The organism is Corynebacterium sp. HMSC072A02, assembly GCF_001810085.1.
Taxonomy (GTDB): Bacteria; Actinomycetota; Actinomycetes; order Mycobacteriales; family Mycobacteriaceae; genus Corynebacterium; species Corynebacterium hesseae.
This window is the reverse complement of the sequence record NZ_KV799873.1, coordinates 23314-42446: the sequence shown is the minus strand read 5'-3', so window position 1 is coordinate 42446 and position 19133 is coordinate 23314. Positions and strand designations below refer to the sequence as shown.

Sequence of the window (19133 nt, the reverse complement as noted above, 5' to 3'; positions counted from 1 at the left end):
CTGTTTTAATGCCCGGCAAAATGCAAAGATTGGCTTAATGCTTCAGCGGTAACCAGATCTAATTCAAAGATTTTAGGTGCGCATTCAGACACACGCGCTAGATCTGGCCCAGTTTTCTGCAGCAACACAATCGTCTTCTCTAACGGCCACTCTCGGTTCGCCACCATACGGCTAGCAACATTGGTGACATAAGAAATGAATGGCACATACCGAGACATCGAATGAGATGGTCCTTCATCATCAAGTGCCTGTTGCTCCAAAACCGCTGCGGTGTGAATAATGCTGCTGTCCACCCCAACGCAGCCAAGATGGTCGAGCAATCTTCGAGTTGTCGAATATAAAGAAGCGATGGTTCCTAGCTGTAAAAGCTGGTCATTAGATCGCAACGCTTCCGCCAGTGCTAATCGACGTACATCGCTTTTGGCTTCGGTCAAGATGTCTTTTCCGGTTGTGAGCACCTCCCACAGGCTCGTTGACCCCTGGGATGCTACCCATTGAAGAGACTGTGCTAGCTCCTCTCCGTCTGGTTCCAGTACCTTGAGGTAGGCAGCATCAGCAATTTCCTCAAGCAACGACACAGTCCTATCTGTGTTTGGAACTGCGAGGGTATCTGTAGTTTGGATGCTCTTCGTGACGATTCCGCTTTGGATAAGCAAGGGGATCAATGATTCTCGGTGGAGATTCTGTGAAGCCCACACATCAATCGCAGCGCGTGGTGACTTTTGCAGTGCACGAGTTACCCTTTGGAATACAACGTCACATCCACGACGCTCATAAGCCTCTTGAAGCACGTCCAAACTGCGCCATAGTTTTAGAATTGCGTTCTCAGACAGCTGGATATCGCTTACCTCCCCAAGCAAGTAGAGCGGGAATTGATAATCCAAATCATCGCTGACTGGAAACCCCTCGCGGATAACGGTAAATGCACGCTTAGAAGGACGCCGGGGAGGCCGAGTATCGACGAGGAAGCCTCCCTCTCGAAAGTCCACGATAAAAGGGCCGGACTCATTCAATTCCGGCGGTAAAAGAAATCCACTCTGGGTACTTTCCAGCGGGATAGGAGCACGATCAAGATCACCAAGCAACCAGGCCCAAGCAAGCAAATCTCTTTCCTGTCCGGGTTGCTGGACTAAAAGCTCACCAGTTTTTTCCTCGACCGCCACCACCAACGGACGACGAACAAGGTTGGCAATGCTTGCCGACACAAGTGCCTTATCAGCCACGGCGCGATACTTTTCTATACGCTGATCCTGCCGCAGCTTGAAGTACGCTCTCCGTTCCCTGTCTCCTAGAGAGTTTTCGTACGTCGCCCGGCTAAGCCGTGACCAAATTAAAACTAGCTTCGCACCACCCAGGTTTCCCATACCAGAATCTATCGCTCGATTCGTAATACGAAGGGTTTTCCGTGCTAATGCATGTGCACTACCTTGTCCGATTTCGAATAATTTCCGTGACTTTCCGGCAGAAGCAACCAGAACAAAACGCGCACACGGTAGTGCCTCAGGCGCACGTACGACGACGGCAGCATCAGGGTCCAGATTCTCTACTTCGAGAGTAGGAACCGATGCGTCCTCGGCTGGAGCAGCCCCTAGTTTCTTGGTTCGTATCATAAGGGATTCCGGAACGACATCGACTTCCAGCTCAAAACCAGTCTCTGTTGAGAAAACCTCCCGCCGCGCAGCTTCCCTATCCCCTAGGGTTTGCGCACCCACGGGAAAGCTCATTTTCATCTGCGGTTTGCACCGTATTGAATACGACCACGGCGTGAACTTGTTAGAGCCATCCTGGAATCTAAAAGGCGTCGTCGATGGACCATCCGAACTTGCTGATAAATCTAGCCCCTCAGCAATGCTAAAAAGCATGGAATCCTGCATCACGCCGTTCCGGGAAAGATTTACATTGAACCGCCCTAGCCAAGGATCCTCAAATTGATCTGCCTCGAAAAGCTCCCACTCTTCGATCGGCATTGTCTGCTCAACTTCCACATCAAGAACATGCTCCGGCTCACCGTCGACAGGCATGTAAACAATTTCCAAGTTCCATGAGTCACCGACTTCACCGGAGACTTGTACTCGGGGAGATTCAGTGTAAATGGGTTGCATATCTCGGCCACGCGCATGCTTCAGTTTTGGGACATCGGTGATCCAATTAAAAAGCCGAGCAGCGCCAACTGGCACGATAACCGGATATCGATCTGGAAGCTCAAAGCGGACTGAACGGGTACGCTCAAGATCTATTTCCCGAATGTTCCACCCCAACCAATCGGCATGAGAAGCGATTGAGGAGCTCGTCACATCTTCGCCGCTCTGATCCGCAGCCTTAGTACCTACTGGTCCAACCAACGTATAAACGGCGGACCTAACACCTCCTCCGACTGAAACCAATCGGTTCGAGCTGGATACCAACAGAAAGGGGAATTTGCTGGTGATACCCATAAACTCAAAAGTCTTAGATTCAGCGCCGTCCAAGGTTACGGTTATTCTGCTAAAGGGCTCAGATATCACTATCCACTGCGATTGTTCATGCCCGGCAACAGCAGGGACTGATTTGGAGGTTCGAATGCCACTAAGGTCCTCGATCTCGATTTCCCAACAGTCCGCGTCCACTACACGTTCAGTCACAATTGATGGGATTTCAACGGCAAATGAGTTGCTTTCAGGGATAAAGACTACAGAGGGATGCCGTTGCCGTGATGAGACCGGCACAGCACGACCGTTCTCAACCATGTCCACGAGCAAGTGAAATGCCAACGAAGGTATGCCGTGAGTCCCTTCGAACGAAATAGAGTCAAACTGAGTGTTGTTAAGATAAGCGATCAGTTCAAGAACTCTGGTATACAAATCCCGAGCGAACTCAGGTTCATTAGCCACAAACTCTTGCAGAGATTCCCGGTCCACCACAGATGTTTGAATCGCAGCGATTAACGCAACGGCCCGGTCCTCCATTTCCGCGTCATTCGCATGCCATCCTCTCTTTTCCGCGAAGCGCACGATATCAACAATCTGCGATGAGGTAATTCCCGCATGCAGAAGGAATAGCGAAACGTACTCGTTCGCCCCAAGGTCTACATCCTCAAATGAGTTGAGCGATAGAAGGCTCAGCATTCTTCGTATTCCCGCCCTGATTCGCCGCTCAAATTCATCCTGCGGCTCAACCCCAACCAGCTCCCAAAAGGTGGGCCACACTGTTCCTTCACGAGTGCTCTGCATCGCGGCACTAACCAGCGCACCGATAATGATCCGAGGGCACTTCTTTATCAATTCATCCACGGAACGACCCGATGAAAAGTACATTGCTAGCTCAGAAGTAAGCCAAGAGTACTCATCGACGGACAGGTCCAGTTCGAAATACAAGACCTTTCTGGGGCGGCTTTGCTTAACAAGCTTTGACAACTGCCGTGACAAATCATTCTCAACATGCCTGAGCCGGTCATCTAGGTTTTCCAGAATTGAAACAGAGTCAACGAAAGAGGTCTTTTGGGCACTTTGATGCAGCACGGAAGAAGGATTGGTCGACATTCTTGGTATTCTAAAATGCAAACGGACAACGCTCTACGTTTTCTAAAATTAGATAATAATTTCGATCTTTAAGAACCCACCCCTAAATTCACATCTACTACTCCAACCCCTCCTTAGCACCAGTATCTCCATTTTCGGGGCGACTCCCGTAGCGCAATATCATTACACCACTCTCCCTCTATTTTTGTTTGTATACTGTGCACATTCTGCATGTTCCACGAATTCAGCAGCTTCTTGAGCAATCAAGACTGTACCCGTACCGCAGCTTTCAACGTCAGGACTCACGATGAATGATTTTCATGTTCTTCGCACTCCCCGACTCAATCTGTCGGCGCCAACAGATGCCGACATAGACGCCATCTTTGCCATCCACTCGGATGCCCGCACCTACGAGCACCGACCGGACCTCGCCATGAAGACGAGAGAGGAAGCCACGGAGTTGGCACGTGCATGGCAAGCCAATTGGCGTAAGAATCAGCTGGGCTACTACGTGGTATCCACGCTCGATGGCACAACCATAGGTTTTACTGGCGTGCGCCATAGTGAGGAAGCTGGTGAAGAAGTGCTCAACCTCTACTACCGCTTCGCACCCGAATCGCAGGGCAAAGGCTATGCCAAGGAGGCCGCAGCCGCTGCGATTGCCAGTGCGCGTGAGCGTTTCCCGCAACTGCCCGTCGTCGCGATCATCGACCCCACCAACGAGGCGTCGATTGCCCTAGCCTTGAAACTCGGGCTTCGGCACGTCCCCGGCGCAGGAGTGCCGGATGACTATGAGGTCTACCGGCTGGGCTGATAAAAATATCTCGACACTCGCAGCTCAGCCACTCTTTTGGTAGGCGGAGACGTCTCCGTAGTTATGGAATACCCCCTCGTTATAAATGCGTTCCCTGCAAAGGAAGCGACCCAAGGGAAGTTCCAGTTGCTAGAAGCCCGGCAAGAAGGTCTTCAGGTAGCGAACAATCCCCTCCAGTACAGACTTGGGAGTAAACGCGATGAAGGCTCCCGCCAGTGCGGCAATCACCCCGATGGCAATGAGTGCTGCAGGCGAAGAACCAATCAATGATTCTTCTGTCTTCCCACCGTTTGCTGGACTGTTTGGCTTATCAGGAGCCTTCAAAGGTGAGAGCTCACGATGCCGCTTGATGTACTCGGAGAAGACATCGACGTCGATTGCCGTGCCTGTAGAAGTAACACGCGCATCGCTGAATGAATCGACCTTGTCGCCGCCATTCACCACGTAATTGCTAATGGCCAGTGAGTACGTGGCATTCATATCCATTGACGTACCATCATCGAGCTTTATCGCCGTGACGCGCTCGCCAAATGGTGCATTCATCTCGTAATCAAACGTGAATCCGGAAGTTCGCGGGAAGCCATTTCCACCGTCCGGATTGGATTCAATACCCTTTTCCAGTGCATCCTTGATCTGTGCACCTGTCGCTCGAATCGCGATTGGTGAGTTCCCGAAAGGAAGCACCAATTGAGTATCGCGACGGGTCAGGGTCCCTTCTTTCATGTCGGCACGCTGGCCGCCACCGTTCTGCCATCCAAGCTGGGTATCGAAATGTTCACGGTATGCATCCGCTACCAACGGACCTAGTTCTGCTTTTGATAAAGCCTGCGTCGCAGTACCAAGTTGCTCGCCCAGTTGGCGGTCTAAATCACCGTAGAGTTTCTCGCTTCGTGCCTTCCACTCTTCGTTAGCGTTAAGCGATGGATTGACCGGATGGTTCACTACTTTTACCGTGGTCTTCTGCATGGAACGGTCAACGGTGATGTCGAGGTGAACCAACGTTCCATAATCAGCGCGCGGTGCGACAATCGGACGTTCATCGGCAGTGTAAGTTACTTCTTCCGGTGATTGCGCCTCATTTTCTTCACGCAACGCTGCTGCAAGCTCGGGAATCTCTTCCATTACCCGAGTGGTGCCTTCTTTTGAAATCTGGCTGAGCAAAACGATTGCATCGACGCCTTCTTCTTGGAGCTTGTTAACCCCGGCGCGTGCGGAATCAATGAAGTCCCCCACTACCACATCCTTGGCGGCTACCGTTCGATCAAGGTCGGCAGTAAGAGAAACAAACCCGACGGTGAGGTCGCCAGACTTAGCGGTGAAGGTGGTTCCGCCCTCGCTGATCGGCTCGCCATTCTGGGTAGTCAGGTTGCTGGAAATCCACGGAAACTCAGCCTTTTCGATAAGGCTACGAGTATGCTCCACGCCGTAATCAAAGTCGTGGTTGCCAAAGTTGCCAACGTCCACACCGAGTTCGTTGAAAGCCTCTACGAATGGCTCACCGCGAAACACCGAGCCAAATAGGCTGCCGGCAGCAAGTTCTCCACCAAAGGCAACGATAGGGTCGCCTTCTTCTTGGCGGATATTTTCGAGGGCAGTTGCTAAGTAGGCGATGCCGCCTTGGTGGCTACCGTCATCCCAAGCTCGGGGCTCGAACTCCTTCATGTCCTGGAAGTAGACAACGTCTCCGGTCGCTACTGCCGCCTGACCTGGGTCCGATTCAGCAGCGACAGCGTTAGATGCGTTAAGAGAAAGAAGAGCAGTCCAAGCAAGAATAGTGTGACGATTGCGCATAGAGGAATCTTGCCTAACGCTGTTGGAGGGGTCCCAACCTTGAAGCAAAGTTTAGATGAACATTCATCGTCCACATGTTTACCGCTGGGCCCAAGCTACGAATACGCCTAGCCCGCAGGCATGCCCCTTCAGGAATCCCACGGTTCCAACGCCTTAACCGGATACCGCCCATCAACAGCAAAACGCTGGCACACCACCTGGGTGTCGTCGTTAATGCCTATCTCTCCGATGTAATCAACGAACTCGGGCGAGCGCCAGAACTGCTCATGCCCTGCGCGCCATTCGCTGGCATCGGCGTAGCCTTCGCCCTCGGCGACGGCGTGCTCGTCGCTGACGTCGGCGAGCCGGCGGACCTGAACCGCGGCGGTACGGATGACGCACACCACGTTGTCGTGTGAGTCGAGGACGGCCTCAAGGGTACCCACGTCCTCGCGCGGGTCGTGGTCGCGCGGATGCTCGGCCGACAAGGACGTCGTAGTGGTTTTCGTGCCGTTCAGGATGGCGGTGACGAGGGCGTCGCGAAGCGGGCCAGGGAAGGCGAACTCTCCGCGGGGCAGTTCCGCTATAGGTTTCAAAGCGTCCTGAGTCATACGTTTACAGTACGTGGCCAGTTAAAAGTTGCTGAGTGAGTACGCGCTCGCTTTCTGTTCCGACCGGCCCGATGCTCGCTCCCCCAAACTCGCTTCATCCACGACGATGTCCGGGCGCATCCCTTGCGCCAAAGATGCTCCTTACAAAGAACTTGTAAACCAACTTCTTTCCCAATCGCTCCATGCCGCGCCACTGCCTCCTATTAATAGCGACGCAGGCCCTTCTTCAAACTTCAAAGCTCTTCATAAACTTCAAAGAATTCACAAAATTCATAAACTTCACAAGACTTCAAAAGCTCTGTGGTCTAGAGTGAGGGACATGAATCCGAAACACACCAACCCTTTTACGGCTACTCTCGGCGCCACTCCCCCGCTGTTGGTTGGCCGCAGCGATGCCATTCGTGATTTCGGTTTTGCACTCGATGAAGGCCCTGGTGCCCATGAGAGGATCTCACTCATCATCGGACCACGCGGCATCGGCAAGACAGTCCTTCTTAATGCCTTCGAAGACGAAGCGCTCGAGCGTGGCTGGCTCACGCTCAGTGACACTGCAACGACCGGTTTTGTTGAGCGACTGCGTAGCAGCATTATTCAGCTTCTGGCTAAGGAGAGGAAACAGCTCAAAGGCCTCAACGTCTCTATCCTCGGCATTGGAGGCGGGCTCAATTGGGATACCCGAGCTATCGCAGAGTCCACGTACTCGCTCCGCAATGCACTCAAGGATTTACTGGCCTATAAACGTGAGCTCGACCGGAAATCCCGCCAGGAGCCCGGTGGGGTTCTTGTAACACTGGATGAAATGCACCATCAACGCAGCCAGGAGCTCATAGAGTTCGGCGCTACGATTCAACATTTAGTTCGCGAGGGTGAGGACATTTCCGTTGTCATGGCAGGCATCCCGTCCTCAATTAGACCTCTGCTTTCCGGGAAGCTGAACAGTCGTGGCGACACCAATCCAGTTACCTTTCTTCGACGTGCTAACCGCATTGAGCTGGGCAGGGTCTCCGATTCGGATGTACGTGAAGCACTGGAGGAACCCCTTCACAGCGCCGCCACCTCATGGTCACAGGACGCTTTGGAAACCGCGGTTGAGGCGTGCCATGGATATCCATTCATGATCCAACTCGTTGGCCAGTGCTCCTTTCGGGAAAAGGCGCGTACCGCTGACGGAGGTACCGAGATTTCTATCGACGCTGCCCGGCGCGGAGTCGCAACAGCACAGCGCAAGCTCGGCCAGCTTGTTCATGAGCCAGCGCTGTCGGACCTCTCCCCCGTCGACCGAAGCTTTTTGGTTTACATGGCCCAAAGCGATGGCCCTTCCAAGATGGCGGATATCAAGGCACGCTTCAATAAGACTGATTCTTATGTAGGCAACTATCGCCGCCGGCTTCTCGACGCCGAAATGATCACCACCACGGGCCACGGCGAAGTCGATTTCGCCTTGCCGTACTTACGCGACTACCTCCGCGAACACGCGGCAAGCCTCATAGCCGAGGACTTCGACGCCCAGTAGCGAGGCCTCCCTCGCCCTCGGACTGCACGCCACAACTACCCCCGCGCGTTTACATCTCTACTATTCGCGCAGAGTTTCCACTCTTTTCGAAGTTATTCATCAAGCTCGCCGGGCAATGCCGCCCCTGCCAGCGTCGGTGTTGCCGCAGTGACGGAAGGCGGGGCGTCGGCAAGCGCGGCGCGGAACCGCACCATGTGACAGCCCGTGCCGTGTGAATAAACGGGGATAATAGTATGCACACAGCCGCAAAACCTGCATCTACGTGGGCTTTCTTCGGCTTGCGGGAGCTTGAAAAAGTGCGAACTTTTCTTAGAATTGTCGTCTAGTTCACATGCCACCACCCGGGTGTCCCTACTCACCACATTAGGGAATAACACGGCACACCCCGCCGAGAAAGGTTCACACACATGACAACTCCCCCGCTGGGCGTTTGGTCCGAAGTTGGCAAGCTCCACCAGGTCATGGTGTGTGCGCCGGGGCTCGCGCACGAGCGGCTGACCCCCAGCAACTGTGGGGAGCTGCTTTTCGACGACGTCCTCTGGGTCGACGAAGCCAAGAAGCATCACGCGGAGTTCGTCGCCAAGCTGCGCAGCTACGGCGTCGAGGTGCTGGAGATGCACACGCTCCTAGAGGAAACCCTGGCCACCCCGGGCGGGCGCGATTTCATCCTGGATTTCAAGCTGCTGGATAAGAACGTTGGTGTCGGCATCGGCGGCGAGCTGCGCCACTGGTTCGAGGACATGTCTAACAAACGCCTGGCGGAGCTCCTCATCGGTGGGCTACCCTTCGCCGAAATCCCGGAAGGCCTGGGCCACGACACCATCGACGCCATGCGAGAGGTCTACGGGCCTTCCGCTTTTGCGCTGCGCCCGCTGCCCAACACTCAGTACTCGCGGGATAACTCGGCGTGGATTTATGGCGGGGTCTCACTCAACCCCATGCGGATGCCGGCGCGCCACCAGGAAACGCTGCTGACCAGAGCGATTTATAACTACCACCCGCGTTTTGCGCAGGCGGATTTTCAGTTCTGGTACGGCAACACCGATGAGGAGCCAGGCCTGGCTTCCCTGGAGGGCGGGGACATCATGCCGATCGGAAAGGGCATCGTCCTCGTCGGCATGGGTGAGCGCACCACCTGGCAGGGAGTGAGCCAGCTGGCCATGCGCCTATTCCAGGAAGGAGAGGCCGAGAAGATCATCATCGCCGCCATGGCCGCCGACCGCGCCTCGATGCACCTCGACACCGTCCTGACCTTCCTGGATGCGGATAAAATCACCGCCTACCCCAAGGTCGTGGACACTATCCGGCCCATCGTGCTGCACCCTTCCACGAGCACGGCGCCTTTCGACGTCGAACTGCCCACCGAGTCTTTCCTCGAGGTCGTCGCCAAGGCACTCGGCGTCGGGAGCCTGCAGGTGGTGGAAACCGGTGGGGACACCTATGCCGCCGCTCGCGAGCAGTGGGACGACGCCAATAACGTCGTGGCCATTGAACCGGGCGTGGTGGTGGCTTATGACCGCAACAAGTACACCAATAAGAAGCTGCGCGCCGCCGGCATTGAGGTGGTCGAGATCGGCTCGGCGGAGTTGGGCCGCGGGCGCGGGGGCGGGCACTGCATGACCTGCCCTATTGTGCGTGATGCGGTGGATTATTAATCCGGACGCCCAAAGGAACTATCACGGCCTTATTCGAGACCCCAGTTGTACGCATATTCTATACGGGAACGCTCCAGCAGTACTGGTTCTACATCGCGCGAAGCACCTGCTAAAACCCGAAGGGGCCTGCTTCCCTCACTACATATACTCGAAAGCTAGCCGCCACGCTCAAGGGTCAGATGAATAACTTTCATTCCCCCTCCCAGAATCCGCAGGCCACAGTGCGTCGAGACTGTGGACTGTGACATCGATGCGCTGATTTTCAGCGTGTTCAAGATGCATAATCACCGAGCAGGCTGCGTTATTGAAGAGCGCGCTGGGGATGGACGCGGATGTCCTGCCTAGCGGTCTCGGTGGCCTTGAAAAATGCGTCTATGGGAGGAAGATTCAGTTCTGAAAGAAAACGCACTGCCATCGGTGAAGGCACATACCACGTTCCTCTCGCCGAAGCACGCGGCGATGGTCCTTACGCTCGAGATAAAACCAAAAGTCCTGCCTCCTTACCCGACGGACCGGACGCGGTACGCCCCTGACCCGCGCTGAGCGCAAGGCCGTACAGGAAGTAATGAAGTTCTTCTCCGCCAAGTGCGCTTCTCCTTTGAAACTGCCCTATCCTACTGTGGCAGCAGTTGCGATACACATTGTAGAGCATCGCACCGGCACGGAGGGTGCATTTGTTCACGCGCTCGTCGACGAAGCTCAGGTTTTCCACGCCGGCCACTGGAAATTCCTCCGCGTATTGGCGAAGCGCAATCCAAATGAAATCTTTATCACTAGAGACTCTCACCAGCGGAATTTCAGTCAACGTCCGGTACTACAAAACTTCGGAATCGAATCCCGCGGACGAGTTCCTCAAAGCAGCCCGTTAAGTACCGCACTACAGTCCAGAGCCTGGGCTATGCCAAAGCCATCTCAGAATTCACTTGGTGGTCGAACTCCGAAAAGAGGGTGGATAAGCTCACCGGCTACCACTCCGCGTGTCAGAGCAGGTCGTTCCCATAGATATGTTGACCCGCGCCAACCAGTGCAAGGAGGGGATTGCTCTGCAGCTAGACAAACACGGCGTAGCGGTCAGCGCCATTTCATCGGAGAGTCCAGTCACTGTCATAACCATGCACAATGCCACGGGATGAAATTCACGCAGGTTATACTCCCCTCCTCGACGCAACCGCAAGAGCCCTTCCACAGCGATATCTGCTCAAGGAACTTGCTCCTGCTAAGCCTGACGAGGCACTCCAGTACACAATCAAGCACTCCCACACGTAGCGGGCTCACGCACCCGCTACGCGCCCCTTGTCAGTGTTGAGGGGCTGCGTTGAAACTGCTTGATTGCAGAAGCTAGAAGTAGACGGAGGAAAGAAGATCGACTCTTCAAATCAGGGAGTGCCCGAATCTTCAGTAAGTAAGAAAAACTAACCCCTGTATGGGGGTGCTTCTACGACTCATCGGTTGATTTTCAAAAAGTTAGCAAAAATGGAAAAGTGGCTAAAACTTTCCTGTAACCACTATTTTCTCGCAAAATCGACAATCTACATCTTTAACACTCCGCAACTTTAACGTAACTTACCGCACATTCACACTATGACGTGACCATAATCCTACTAACCGATTTGTTGGGATGAGAATTACAGAAAGGGCCTTCTCCGTAATGGAAGTTCTAGGTGCAATAAGTGGAGTGCTTTGGTCACCGGCACTAGTTGTATTACTGCTTGGTGCAGGTTTGTATTTTACGATTGCGACGAAGGGGGTACAGATTCGATGCATTCCCGACATGCTAAGGCAGATTCGGAGCTCAGAGAAGTCATCTTCCGGAATCTCGTCACTTGAATCGCTCATGGTGTCCCTAGCCGGCAGTGTTGGCATTGGAAACATGGCTGGCGTAGCGACAGCAATCGCTTTTGGTGGTCCGGGGGCAGTTTTTTGGATGTGGGCCGTTGCAATCATGGGTGCCGCTTCATCCTTCATTGAATGCACATTAGGGCAAATCTATAAGGAGAAGGACCGCGATACTGGTGAGTATCGTGGTGGTCCGGCTTACTATATTGAAAAAGCGTATCGCGGGACGAAGATTGCACCCTTCATGAAGGCTCTAGCGGCCATCTTTGCGCTGGTAGTCACTCTTTCTACGGGATTCTTCTTGCCGGGGATTCAGTCGAATAGTGTAGCTGCAGCACTAGATAACGCTTGGGGGATTAATATTACGGTCTCAGCAGTGGTTCTCACCACTGCGATTGCAATCATCATCATTGGTGGAATTAAGAGGATTGCGAACTTCGCTTCTCTTGTCGTTCCACCGATGGCAGGGTTGTATATCGTTTTCGCAATAGTCATCCTGTGCGTTAACTTCGAACAAATTCCAGAGGTCTTTGGGCTAATTTTTAGATCTGCTTTTGGGCAGGAGCAATTGTTCGCTGGGCTCTTGGGCTCCGCGATTATGTGGGGCGTCAAACGAGGTGCCTACTCCAACGAAGCTGGGCAGGGAACTACTCCTCAGTCAGCAGCTGCAGCAGAAGTTTCACATCCTGCAAAGCAGGGATTTGTGCAGTCTTTCGCGGTCTACGTCGATACATTGTTTGTTTGCTCCGCGACGGCATTCATCATCATTTCGACAGGGATGTTTAAAGTTTTCGAACAACCCTCAGAAGAGAGTCCCGTCCGCTACCGCGGAAATCTTCCTGAGGATGTAGCAGTTGGTCCAGGTTTCATTCAGAACGGGCTTGATACCGTCCTGCATGGTTTTGGATCGTCCTTTGTGGCGATTGCGATTGGGTTCTTTGCCTTTACTACCGTTCTTGGTTCCTATTACTCGGCAGAAGTGAACCTTAGCTATTTCAATCGATGGGTAAGCAGTCTGAAGGCCCGACGGGGACTCATATGGACATTAAGGATTCTATTGCTGACATCTGTCTTCGTAGGGGCAGTTTCTACTCCGACAGTCGCTTGGGCACTTGGAGACATTGGCATGGGCGCTACGGCTTGGATGAACATTCTCGTCATTCTTGCTCTTCAAGCACCGGCGATCACCTGTTTGAAAGACTATGTGGAACAGAAAAAGCGTGGAGTGGACCCAGAATTTGATCCTAAACGTGTCGGTATCAAAAATGCTGACTTTTGGGAGGAGCGAAGCCAAAATCTTGGTTCGGCGGAGCGCATTCACTCAGAATCTGTTGTAAGACAAAACTCGCAGGAAGACGATCCAGGAATAACAGTTACAACGTAAGTAGAACAGAAAGGGAGAATTATGATTACTGTCATTCAACCAGACCCCATCGTAGGTTTGGATAGGTTTGAAAATTGGCTAGACGATGAGTACGAAATTGTCCCTCCAACACCTTCGCTTGAGGACTGCGGTGATCGAATCATCGTGCTTGGTGGAAGGATGAATGCCATTGATGGTGATTGGTTGGAAGATCTGCGCCAGCTATTGATTGAAGCCGTATCCCAAGGGGTTCCGGTTCTGGGGATTTGCCTAGGACATCAAATCCTTGCGACAGCGTTTGGCGGGGACGTCAGTTTAAACTCGGGTGTAGAGGACGGACCATTCAAAATTAAACTAACCGAAGAAGGCCTCTCTGACCCGATGTTTTCGGAAATCAAAGGTGAGTTTTTGGCAGCAGAATCGCACTACGACTCTGTCACCAAGATCCCCGAAGGTGCAGTGCTGCTGGCATCCAGTGAAAACGCAATTCAAGCATTTCGGATCGGTTCCGCGGTTGGAGTTCAATTCCATCCTGAGGCGTCGCCGAAAACTATGGCCTACTGGGCTACGCTTTCCGACCAAAGCGAAGAGGAAATGCTCACCAAGATGTCCGCTGTAGACGATCGGATTGTCGCAGTTGGGCAAAGCATTGCTAAAAACTTTAGAGACCTGTAAGGCCCGTATTTCCGGTTGGGTTGAGCGACATCTCAAAGTGAAGGCGAGTCCATTTCGAAGTCTTGAAGTTGTTTGCCTTACTACGTTGTTAGCAGTTCCGCTTGAGGGAACCCAGGACTCGTAAGCCTTGACCCATGCTGGGTCAGGCTTTGTTTATCTGCGTTCCTTCTGCCTTGTGGCAGTGAGACTAGTCACTAGCTCCGGAATGGTTTGTTTTCGTCCCTGCCTGAAAATAATCCGGGGTAGGGCACCCTCAAAACTGTAATCAACCATGCACACGTTTCTTTTCCGGATTTAGCACTGCAGTCTCATTCTCTCTCACTGGTGCGAAATCGGTTCCACCCACTCAAGCATCCGTTAGCCCGAATTAGTCCCTAACAGCGGTGGACTGCCGACATCGAGGTAGTCGAGATCGGCTCCGCGGAGTTGGGCCGCGGGCGCGGCGGTGGGCACTGCATGACCTGCCTTATTGTGCGTGATGCGGTGGATTATTAGAAGGTTCCCTGGGCAGTGTTCCTACGGTGTCGCGCCGCGCATTCCCTTCTTCCAACCACCAGTGCGCGTATCCCATAAAGTCAAGAGACCGGGTCTGCACTGACCCACCCACACGGGGTTATACAGAAGTTTGTGTACGAAAGATCAATGGGCTGGCCAGCAAATACTTAACGCCACTAACTTTCCTCAAGCGTCGTAAGCCGTTTTCTATATCCATTGTCTACCCCCTGCATGCCTCCTAAAATAATTGCGGATTCTACAGATCTCTCACTTTTCACTTAATAAAATATAAGGACGGTACACAGGTGCTCTCTAAGGGACTGCGCGCGCTTGCACCACTGGTGGCAACCGCGGCATTAATTACCCCCTCGGCACAGGCGGCCAACATTCCGCCCATGCCACAGGCCTACCCCATCACCAACCTCTACAAGAGCTGCAGCGCAGCAGGTGAAGACAACGCCACTCCCGAGTGGCACTTCGCAGAGACCGGCCGCCGCTACTTGAGCGACGGCACCCTGCAGTTTAAGAACACCACGAACCAGGAGGTGCCGTACACCGCCTCCGTGGAAACGGGCACCAACCACAAGATTGAGGCCAACTCCAAGGCCGCTATGCCTTCCGGGTGGGACACCACCGCCAAGTCCGACATCGGACTGAAGCTGAGCAACGGCTGGCAGGAGAAGGAAACCTTCGGCCCCGTCACCCTGAAGCCGGGCGAATCCTTCCGCGTGGAATACGGCGTGGTGGAAAAGGACTTCATCTCCATGTTCGTCGGCTGCAACGATGACCGCCTAGAGAACATGCCCGGCGCCAACGTCATCCGCGGCAAGGGCCCGGCTGAGCGCTATGCCTTTGCCTACATCATCAAGGCGGATGGTTCGATTTCGGACCTCGCCATGGAGATTCCTTCCCGCTCCCCGGGCGCGAACTCCAAGCCCATCGAGGGCAACTACACCTCCGTGTCCGGCCCCAGCCTGGAGAAGATTGCGGACCCGAAGAAGGATGAAATCATGCAGCCTTCCGAGGACCTGCAGCGCGACCCATCCTGGCCCAAGGAAGGCGAGACCTGCGAAGGCCGCGATAGCTCCTGGTACCCGCTGGACATCACTGCGGTGAAGCCGACCTTCCGCAAGCCGGGCTACTCCACAGACTTCCTCAACTGGTCCAAGGGTGACTATGAGTACGCGCCGGTCACCGATTTCGTCGTCGGCGCCGAGCACGCACCGTACACCAACTGGCAGGGCAACCGCGGCGATATCCCGAAGGGCTGGCTGGAGTCCGTTGGCGCGGTCAAGCGCGCCTACATGCCGGTGGGAACCGAGCTGCAGCACATCGACCTGGCCCCTGGTGAGCGCGTCCGCGTGGAGTACGGCACCACCATGACCCGTATCAACTACCGCGAAATCCACTGCGGTAAGGACGGAAAGTACAGCCTGACCTCCAACTACAAGCAGACCACCGCTCCCAGCGGTTTCTGGGCGGAGGCCACCATCACGGGCAAGGACGGCTCCACTCGCACCGAGGACGTCACCCCGGACGAGTACCGCGAACTCCCAGTCCCGACCCAGACCATCTACTAATCCCCCTTTACTTCCCAAGGAGAAATCACCATGTTCAAGACCAAGATTGCTTCCACCACCGCCGCCGTGGCCATCGCTTGCGGCCTGATCGCTACCCCGGCTGCTAACGCCCTCCCGGCACGTGACCTGGGCCCGGCCAACCCGACCACCATCGGTGAGCACTGCACCAACCCGGGTGACACCGGCCAGACCGTTAAGATCAAGCGCACCTACTTCGACGGCTCCGCCGGCTCCTGGACCGTGTCCAACTACAACGACGAGCCGCTGCCGGTCACCCGCTCCATCAAGGAAACCAAGACCAAGACCTGGAACGTTTCCGCCGGCGTTGACTTCAAGCTGCTGGATCTGATCAACTTCACCTTCTCCTCCAGCTACACCGACTCCCAGTCCTACGAGGTGGGCGAGCAGGTCGGCCCGTACAACATTGCTCCGGGCAAGACCGCCGTCATGCGCGCCGGCTGGGTTGTCTCCGACTTCGAGGGTCAGAAGACCATCTGCGGTTCCGATAACACCTGGCAGGCCAACGGTGGCACCTTCACCGCTACCCTGCCGAAGGAGCGCCACGTGGAGGTCTCCACCCGCGACAACAACGATTGGGGCTAAGACGTGCTGAAGAAGTCCATCGCGAGCGCCTTCGCCGCGCTCAGCCTATTGGCGGCCGCTCCTGTGGCCCACGCCGCTGACTTCGGCGGGGACTTCGAGCTGCCGCAGCGCTGGAATGATGATTTCAAGCCGGGCACGCACTGCTCGACGCCCGGTGAGAACGGCACCTACGTCACCGCCACCCGCCGATGGTTCAAGCAGACCGACGCCGCCAGTGTGGCCAACCGAAATGATGAGCCCGTGCCGGTCAGCCACACCGTGACACAGGCCCGCACGCAGACCATCGAGGTCTCCGGTTCCATCAAGGGCGAGGGCGAGCTGGCCAAGGTTCTGACCCAGACCTACGGTTTCAACTACGTGCACGAGCAGCACTGGAAGCTAAACCAGGAGGTTGGCCCGTACACGCTGCCGGCAAACTCCCAGGGCAAGCTGGTGTGGGGCTTTACCATGCTCGACACCGACGGCCAGGACGTGCGTTGCAATGCCGACCAGGAATGGGAGGCCGTGGGCAAGCCCTACTCCGCCACCGTTCCGGAGGCGCGCTACTCTGAGCTGCAGCTTGGCGACGCCCCCGTCTGGGACTAGCTCACCTCCCCAGGCCCCACAGAAGAGGGCACCCCAAGCCGTTTCACGACGGCTGCGGGTGCCCTCTTTTTGGCGTTCCACAGCGCGATCAAACGGCAGCGCGAGCATTGCAGAACAGCAATGAGAACCTTGCAGAACCGCAACGAGAGCATTGCAGAACCGCAATGAACACCTTGCAGAACCGCAACACCGCAGGTAGATTGACTGCCATGACTGATTCTTTTCTACATAGAAACGCACAAGATCTGGCGGAAGAAGTTCTGTCGGATACACCTGTGCTGACTATTTCCGGCGCGCGCCAAGTAGGAAAGAGTACCCTTGTCCATCAATTACTCGAAGGTAGAGAACACAGGTTCTTTAACCTTGATGAGAGCGCTTCGCTGGCCTCTGCACAAGCGGACCCAGACGGCTTTGTCAGACAGCTCCCCGAGGGCACACTAGCCATTGATGAAATTCAGCGCGCACCAGAGCTGTTTCGCGCGATTAAAGGCGCACTCGAAAAAGATCGACGGCCGGGGCGTTTTATCCTTACCGGATCATCCAACCTCCTCAGCCTCACAGGAGCCGAAGAATCTCTCGCTGGCCGCGCAGAAACTATTCGCCTTCACGGCCTCAGCGTGGGCGAACGTTTAGGTATCCACGAAGACTTTGCAGGCCGAATATGGTCATTAAAAGATGCAGGCGTACAACCCGCATCCACCCTTTCCCGGGCTGACTACTTCCAGCTCTTCTGCACGCCGAGTTTTCCAGGACTTAGGGATTCTGGTCGACGACGGCAACACCGGTGGTTCGCTGCTTATATTGAGCGAGTCTTGTCAAAAGACGCTGCCGAGCTCTACGGCATTCAATTCCCTGACCGCTTACACAATCTTCTCGCCAAGTTTGCTGCACAAGGCACCGCGGAACTTGTAGCGGCGCACATTGGGCGTGCACTCGACATTCCCGAACGCTCAGTCCCCACCTATGTAACTGCGCTGAGTGATGTCTTTTTGATTAACCAATTACCATCATGGGGAACAAATCTTGAGAAGCGAGCTATCTCTAAGCCCAAGGTCTTCCTTTCAGATACCGCGCTTGCTACAAGCCTGGCAGGCCTCGAGCCAGAGGCATTGGAGATGAACATTTCCAGCACGCTTAGCGGCGGGATCTGCGAAGCCTTCGTTGCCAACGAGCTTCTGAAGCAGAAGGCATGGTCATCGGTTGATTATCGCCTCTTCCACTTTCGGACCTCTACCGGCAAAGAGGTTGACCTTGTGCTGGAATCACGATCCCGGGACGTTGTTGGCGTGGAAGTCAAAGCCGCGATGTCGATCCAGCCGAAGGACTTTGCTGGCCTGCGCTATCTTCAGCAGGTAGCTGGTGATTCTTTCCGCGCAGGAATTGTCTTGTACACGGGCAAGGACGTCCTGCCAATGGGTGAAAACCTCTGGGCAATGCCAATTTCGACGCTCTGGCACGGCTAAGTCCGCGACAACGAACGGCCCCCCACGCACCATGAGGCTCACGGATATACTGCATCCATGTCTCACCGCATCTTTTCCATACCCTTCGCCGATATTTATCCGCACTACGTTAAGAAGGTAGAGCGCAAAGGCAGGACTGTCGGCGAGCTTCACGAAGTCATCACTTGGCTTACCGGCTACTCGGTTGAGGAGCTGGAACGGGTCCGGGAGCAAAAGGTCACCCTCGAGGATTTCTTCGAGCAGGCCCCGCACCTGAACCCATCCCGCTCCCTCATCACTGGCAGCATCTGCGGGCATCGTGTCCAAGACATCGATGACCCACTGATGCAGAATATTCGGTACATGGACAAGCTCGTTGACGAGCTAGCCAAAGGAAAGGCCATGGAGAAAATCCTTCGCGGCTAGCTTTCATCAACTGCGCCCTTCAAAGCTTCGAGCTTTAAGCCACAAAGGGATACGGCGGCGCGGTCTTCTCACGGAAGAAGTAGCGCGCATGCGTGTGCCGAACGGACTCTAAGTTCTTAGCACCAATCGCCACAATCTCGACATCAGGATCCTTATTTACTTGATCCAGTCTATGACGAGCGCGGGTTCCCTCCATCAGGGAATCATACTCAGTCACTTCCAGTGCACCTGTCGGCCGATGGTATTTAATCAGATAGGCTGGCATCGA

The 19133-nt window shown here is 54.7% G+C and carries 15 protein-coding genes and 1 pseudogene; 11 read left to right on the top strand and 5 right to left on the bottom strand.

From position 1 onward, the window contains the following. Nucleotides 1-5: 5 nt before the first annotated feature. Nucleotides 6-3518 (bottom strand): hypothetical protein, encoded by a 3513-nt coding sequence (locus tag HMPREF2698_RS11285; RefSeq protein WP_070564740.1) that lies wholly within the window; start codon nt 3516-3518, stop codon nt 6-8. 286 nt (nt 3519-3804) lie between these two features. On the opposite strand from HMPREF2698_RS11285, the gene HMPREF2698_RS11280 reads away from it, so the two are divergent. Then, a complete protein-coding gene (locus tag HMPREF2698_RS11280; RefSeq protein WP_070564737.1) occupies nt 3805-4311 on the top strand; it encodes a GNAT family N-acetyltransferase in 507 nt (168 codons plus the stop codon). Between the two features lie 129 nt (nt 4312-4440). On the opposite strand, the gene HMPREF2698_RS11275 is transcribed toward HMPREF2698_RS11280, so the two are convergent. Continuing rightward, nucleotides 4441-6102, bottom strand: a complete 1662-nt coding sequence (locus HMPREF2698_RS11275; protein WP_070564734.1) for a bifunctional metallophosphatase/5'-nucleotidase — start codon at nt 6100-6102, stop codon at nt 4441-4443. Between the two features lie 128 nt (nt 6103-6230). Continuing rightward, the gene (locus HMPREF2698_RS11270; protein WP_070564731.1) at nt 6231-6692 is read right to left on the bottom strand and encodes an ASCH domain-containing protein; all 462 of its coding nucleotides are present in this window, start codon (nt 6690-6692) and stop codon (nt 6231-6233) included. Between the two features lie 319 nt (nt 6693-7011). Between HMPREF2698_RS11270 and HMPREF2698_RS11265 the strand changes: the two genes are divergently transcribed. Beyond that, the gene (locus HMPREF2698_RS11265) at nt 7012-8205 is read left to right on the top strand and encodes an ATP-binding protein (protein WP_083303836.1); all 1194 of its coding nucleotides are present in this window, start codon (nt 7012-7014) and stop codon (nt 8203-8205) included. Nucleotides 8206-8612: 407 nt separating this feature from the next. Then, nucleotides 8613-9860, top strand: a complete 1248-nt coding sequence (locus tag HMPREF2698_RS11260) for an arginine deiminase (protein ID WP_070564728.1) — start codon at nt 8613-8615, stop codon at nt 9858-9860. A gap of 466 nt (nt 9861-10326) precedes the next feature. On the opposite strand, the gene HMPREF2698_RS11255 is transcribed toward HMPREF2698_RS11260, so the two are convergent. Continuing rightward, complete coding sequence (locus HMPREF2698_RS11255) at nt 10327-10665, bottom strand: hypothetical protein (protein WP_141748952.1); 339 nt, start codon at nt 10663-10665, stop codon at nt 10327-10329. Between the two features lie 843 nt (nt 10666-11508). Here HMPREF2698_RS11255 and HMPREF2698_RS11250 point away from each other — a divergent pair. The 8 genes and pseudogenes from HMPREF2698_RS11250 (at nt 11509) to HMPREF2698_RS11220 (ending at nt 18865) form a co-directional block, all read left to right on the top strand. After that, entirely contained in the window at nt 11509-13080 is a 1572-nt protein-coding gene (locus tag HMPREF2698_RS11250; protein WP_070564722.1) for an alanine/glycine:cation symporter family protein, read from the top strand. A 21-nt stretch (nt 13081-13101) separates the two neighbouring features. Further along, nucleotides 13102-13734 (top strand): type 1 glutamine amidotransferase, encoded by a 633-nt coding sequence (locus HMPREF2698_RS11245; protein WP_070564719.1) that lies wholly within the window; start codon nt 13102-13104, stop codon nt 13732-13734. A gap of 390 nt (nt 13735-14124) precedes the next feature. Then, nucleotides 14125-14229 (top strand): annotated as a pseudogene (locus tag HMPREF2698_RS13690) (arginine deiminase family protein); the annotation flags it as partial. Between the two features lie 305 nt (nt 14230-14534). After that, a complete protein-coding gene (locus HMPREF2698_RS11240; RefSeq protein ID WP_070564716.1) occupies nt 14535-15809 on the top strand; it encodes a hypothetical protein in 1275 nt (424 codons plus the stop codon). Between the two features lie 30 nt (nt 15810-15839). Then, nucleotides 15840-16412, top strand: a complete 573-nt coding sequence (locus HMPREF2698_RS11235) for a hypothetical protein (protein WP_070523482.1) — start codon at nt 15840-15842, stop codon at nt 16410-16412. A 3-nt stretch (nt 16413-16415) separates the two neighbouring features. Continuing rightward, the gene (locus tag HMPREF2698_RS11230; RefSeq protein ID WP_070523486.1) at nt 16416-16997 is read left to right on the top strand and encodes a hypothetical protein; all 582 of its coding nucleotides are present in this window, start codon (nt 16416-16418) and stop codon (nt 16995-16997) included. A 209-nt stretch (nt 16998-17206) separates the two neighbouring features. Next, complete coding sequence (locus tag HMPREF2698_RS11225; protein ID WP_070531110.1) at nt 17207-18460, top strand: ATP-binding protein; 1254 nt, start codon at nt 17207-17209, stop codon at nt 18458-18460. Nucleotides 18461-18517: 57 nt separating this feature from the next. Further along, a complete protein-coding gene (locus HMPREF2698_RS11220; RefSeq protein ID WP_070530993.1) occupies nt 18518-18865 on the top strand; it encodes a DUF2200 domain-containing protein in 348 nt (115 codons plus the stop codon). Between the two features lie 34 nt (nt 18866-18899). On the opposite strand, the gene HMPREF2698_RS11215 is transcribed toward HMPREF2698_RS11220, so the two are convergent. Next, a complete protein-coding gene (locus HMPREF2698_RS11215; protein ID WP_246818406.1) occupies nt 18900-19082 on the bottom strand; it encodes a hypothetical protein in 183 nt (60 codons plus the stop codon). Between the last annotated feature and the right edge of the window lie 51 nt (nt 19083-19133).

What these genes read in the sequence shown, in the direction of transcription:
- HMPREF2698_RS11260 (WP_070564728.1), top strand. Translation starts at nt 8,613, where the DNA reads ATGACAACTCCCCCGCTGGGCGTTTGGTCCGAAGTTGGCAAGCTCCAC.
- HMPREF2698_RS11280 (WP_070564737.1), top strand. Translation starts at nt 3,805, where the DNA reads ATGAATGATTTTCATGTTCTTCGCACTCCCCGACTCAATCTGTCGGCG.
- HMPREF2698_RS11275 (WP_070564734.1), bottom strand. Translation starts at nt 6,102, where the DNA reads ATGCGCAATCGTCACACTATTCTTGCTTGGACTGCTCTTCTTTCTCTT.
- HMPREF2698_RS11285 (WP_070564740.1), bottom strand. Translation starts at nt 3,518, where the DNA reads ATGTCGACCAATCCTTCTTCCGTGCTGCATCAAAGTGCCCAAAAGACC.
- HMPREF2698_RS11225 (WP_070531110.1), top strand. Translation starts at nt 17,207, where the DNA reads ATGACTGATTCTTTTCTACATAGAAACGCACAAGATCTGGCGGAAGAA.
- HMPREF2698_RS11270 (WP_070564731.1), bottom strand. Translation starts at nt 6,692, where the DNA reads ATGACTCAGGACGCTTTGAAACCTATAGCGGAACTGCCCCGCGGAGAG.
- HMPREF2698_RS11235 (WP_070523482.1), top strand. Translation starts at nt 15,840, where the DNA reads ATGTTCAAGACCAAGATTGCTTCCACCACCGCCGCCGTGGCCATCGCT.
- HMPREF2698_RS11265 (WP_083303836.1), top strand. Translation starts at nt 7,012, where the DNA reads ATGAATCCGAAACACACCAACCCTTTTACGGCTACTCTCGGCGCCACT.
- HMPREF2698_RS11245 (WP_070564719.1), top strand. Translation starts at nt 13,102, where the DNA reads ATGATTACTGTCATTCAACCAGACCCCATCGTAGGTTTGGATAGGTTT.
- HMPREF2698_RS11220 (WP_070530993.1), top strand. Translation starts at nt 18,518, where the DNA reads ATGTCTCACCGCATCTTTTCCATACCCTTCGCCGATATTTATCCGCAC.
- HMPREF2698_RS11250 (WP_070564722.1), top strand. Translation starts at nt 11,509, where the DNA reads ATGGAAGTTCTAGGTGCAATAAGTGGAGTGCTTTGGTCACCGGCACTA.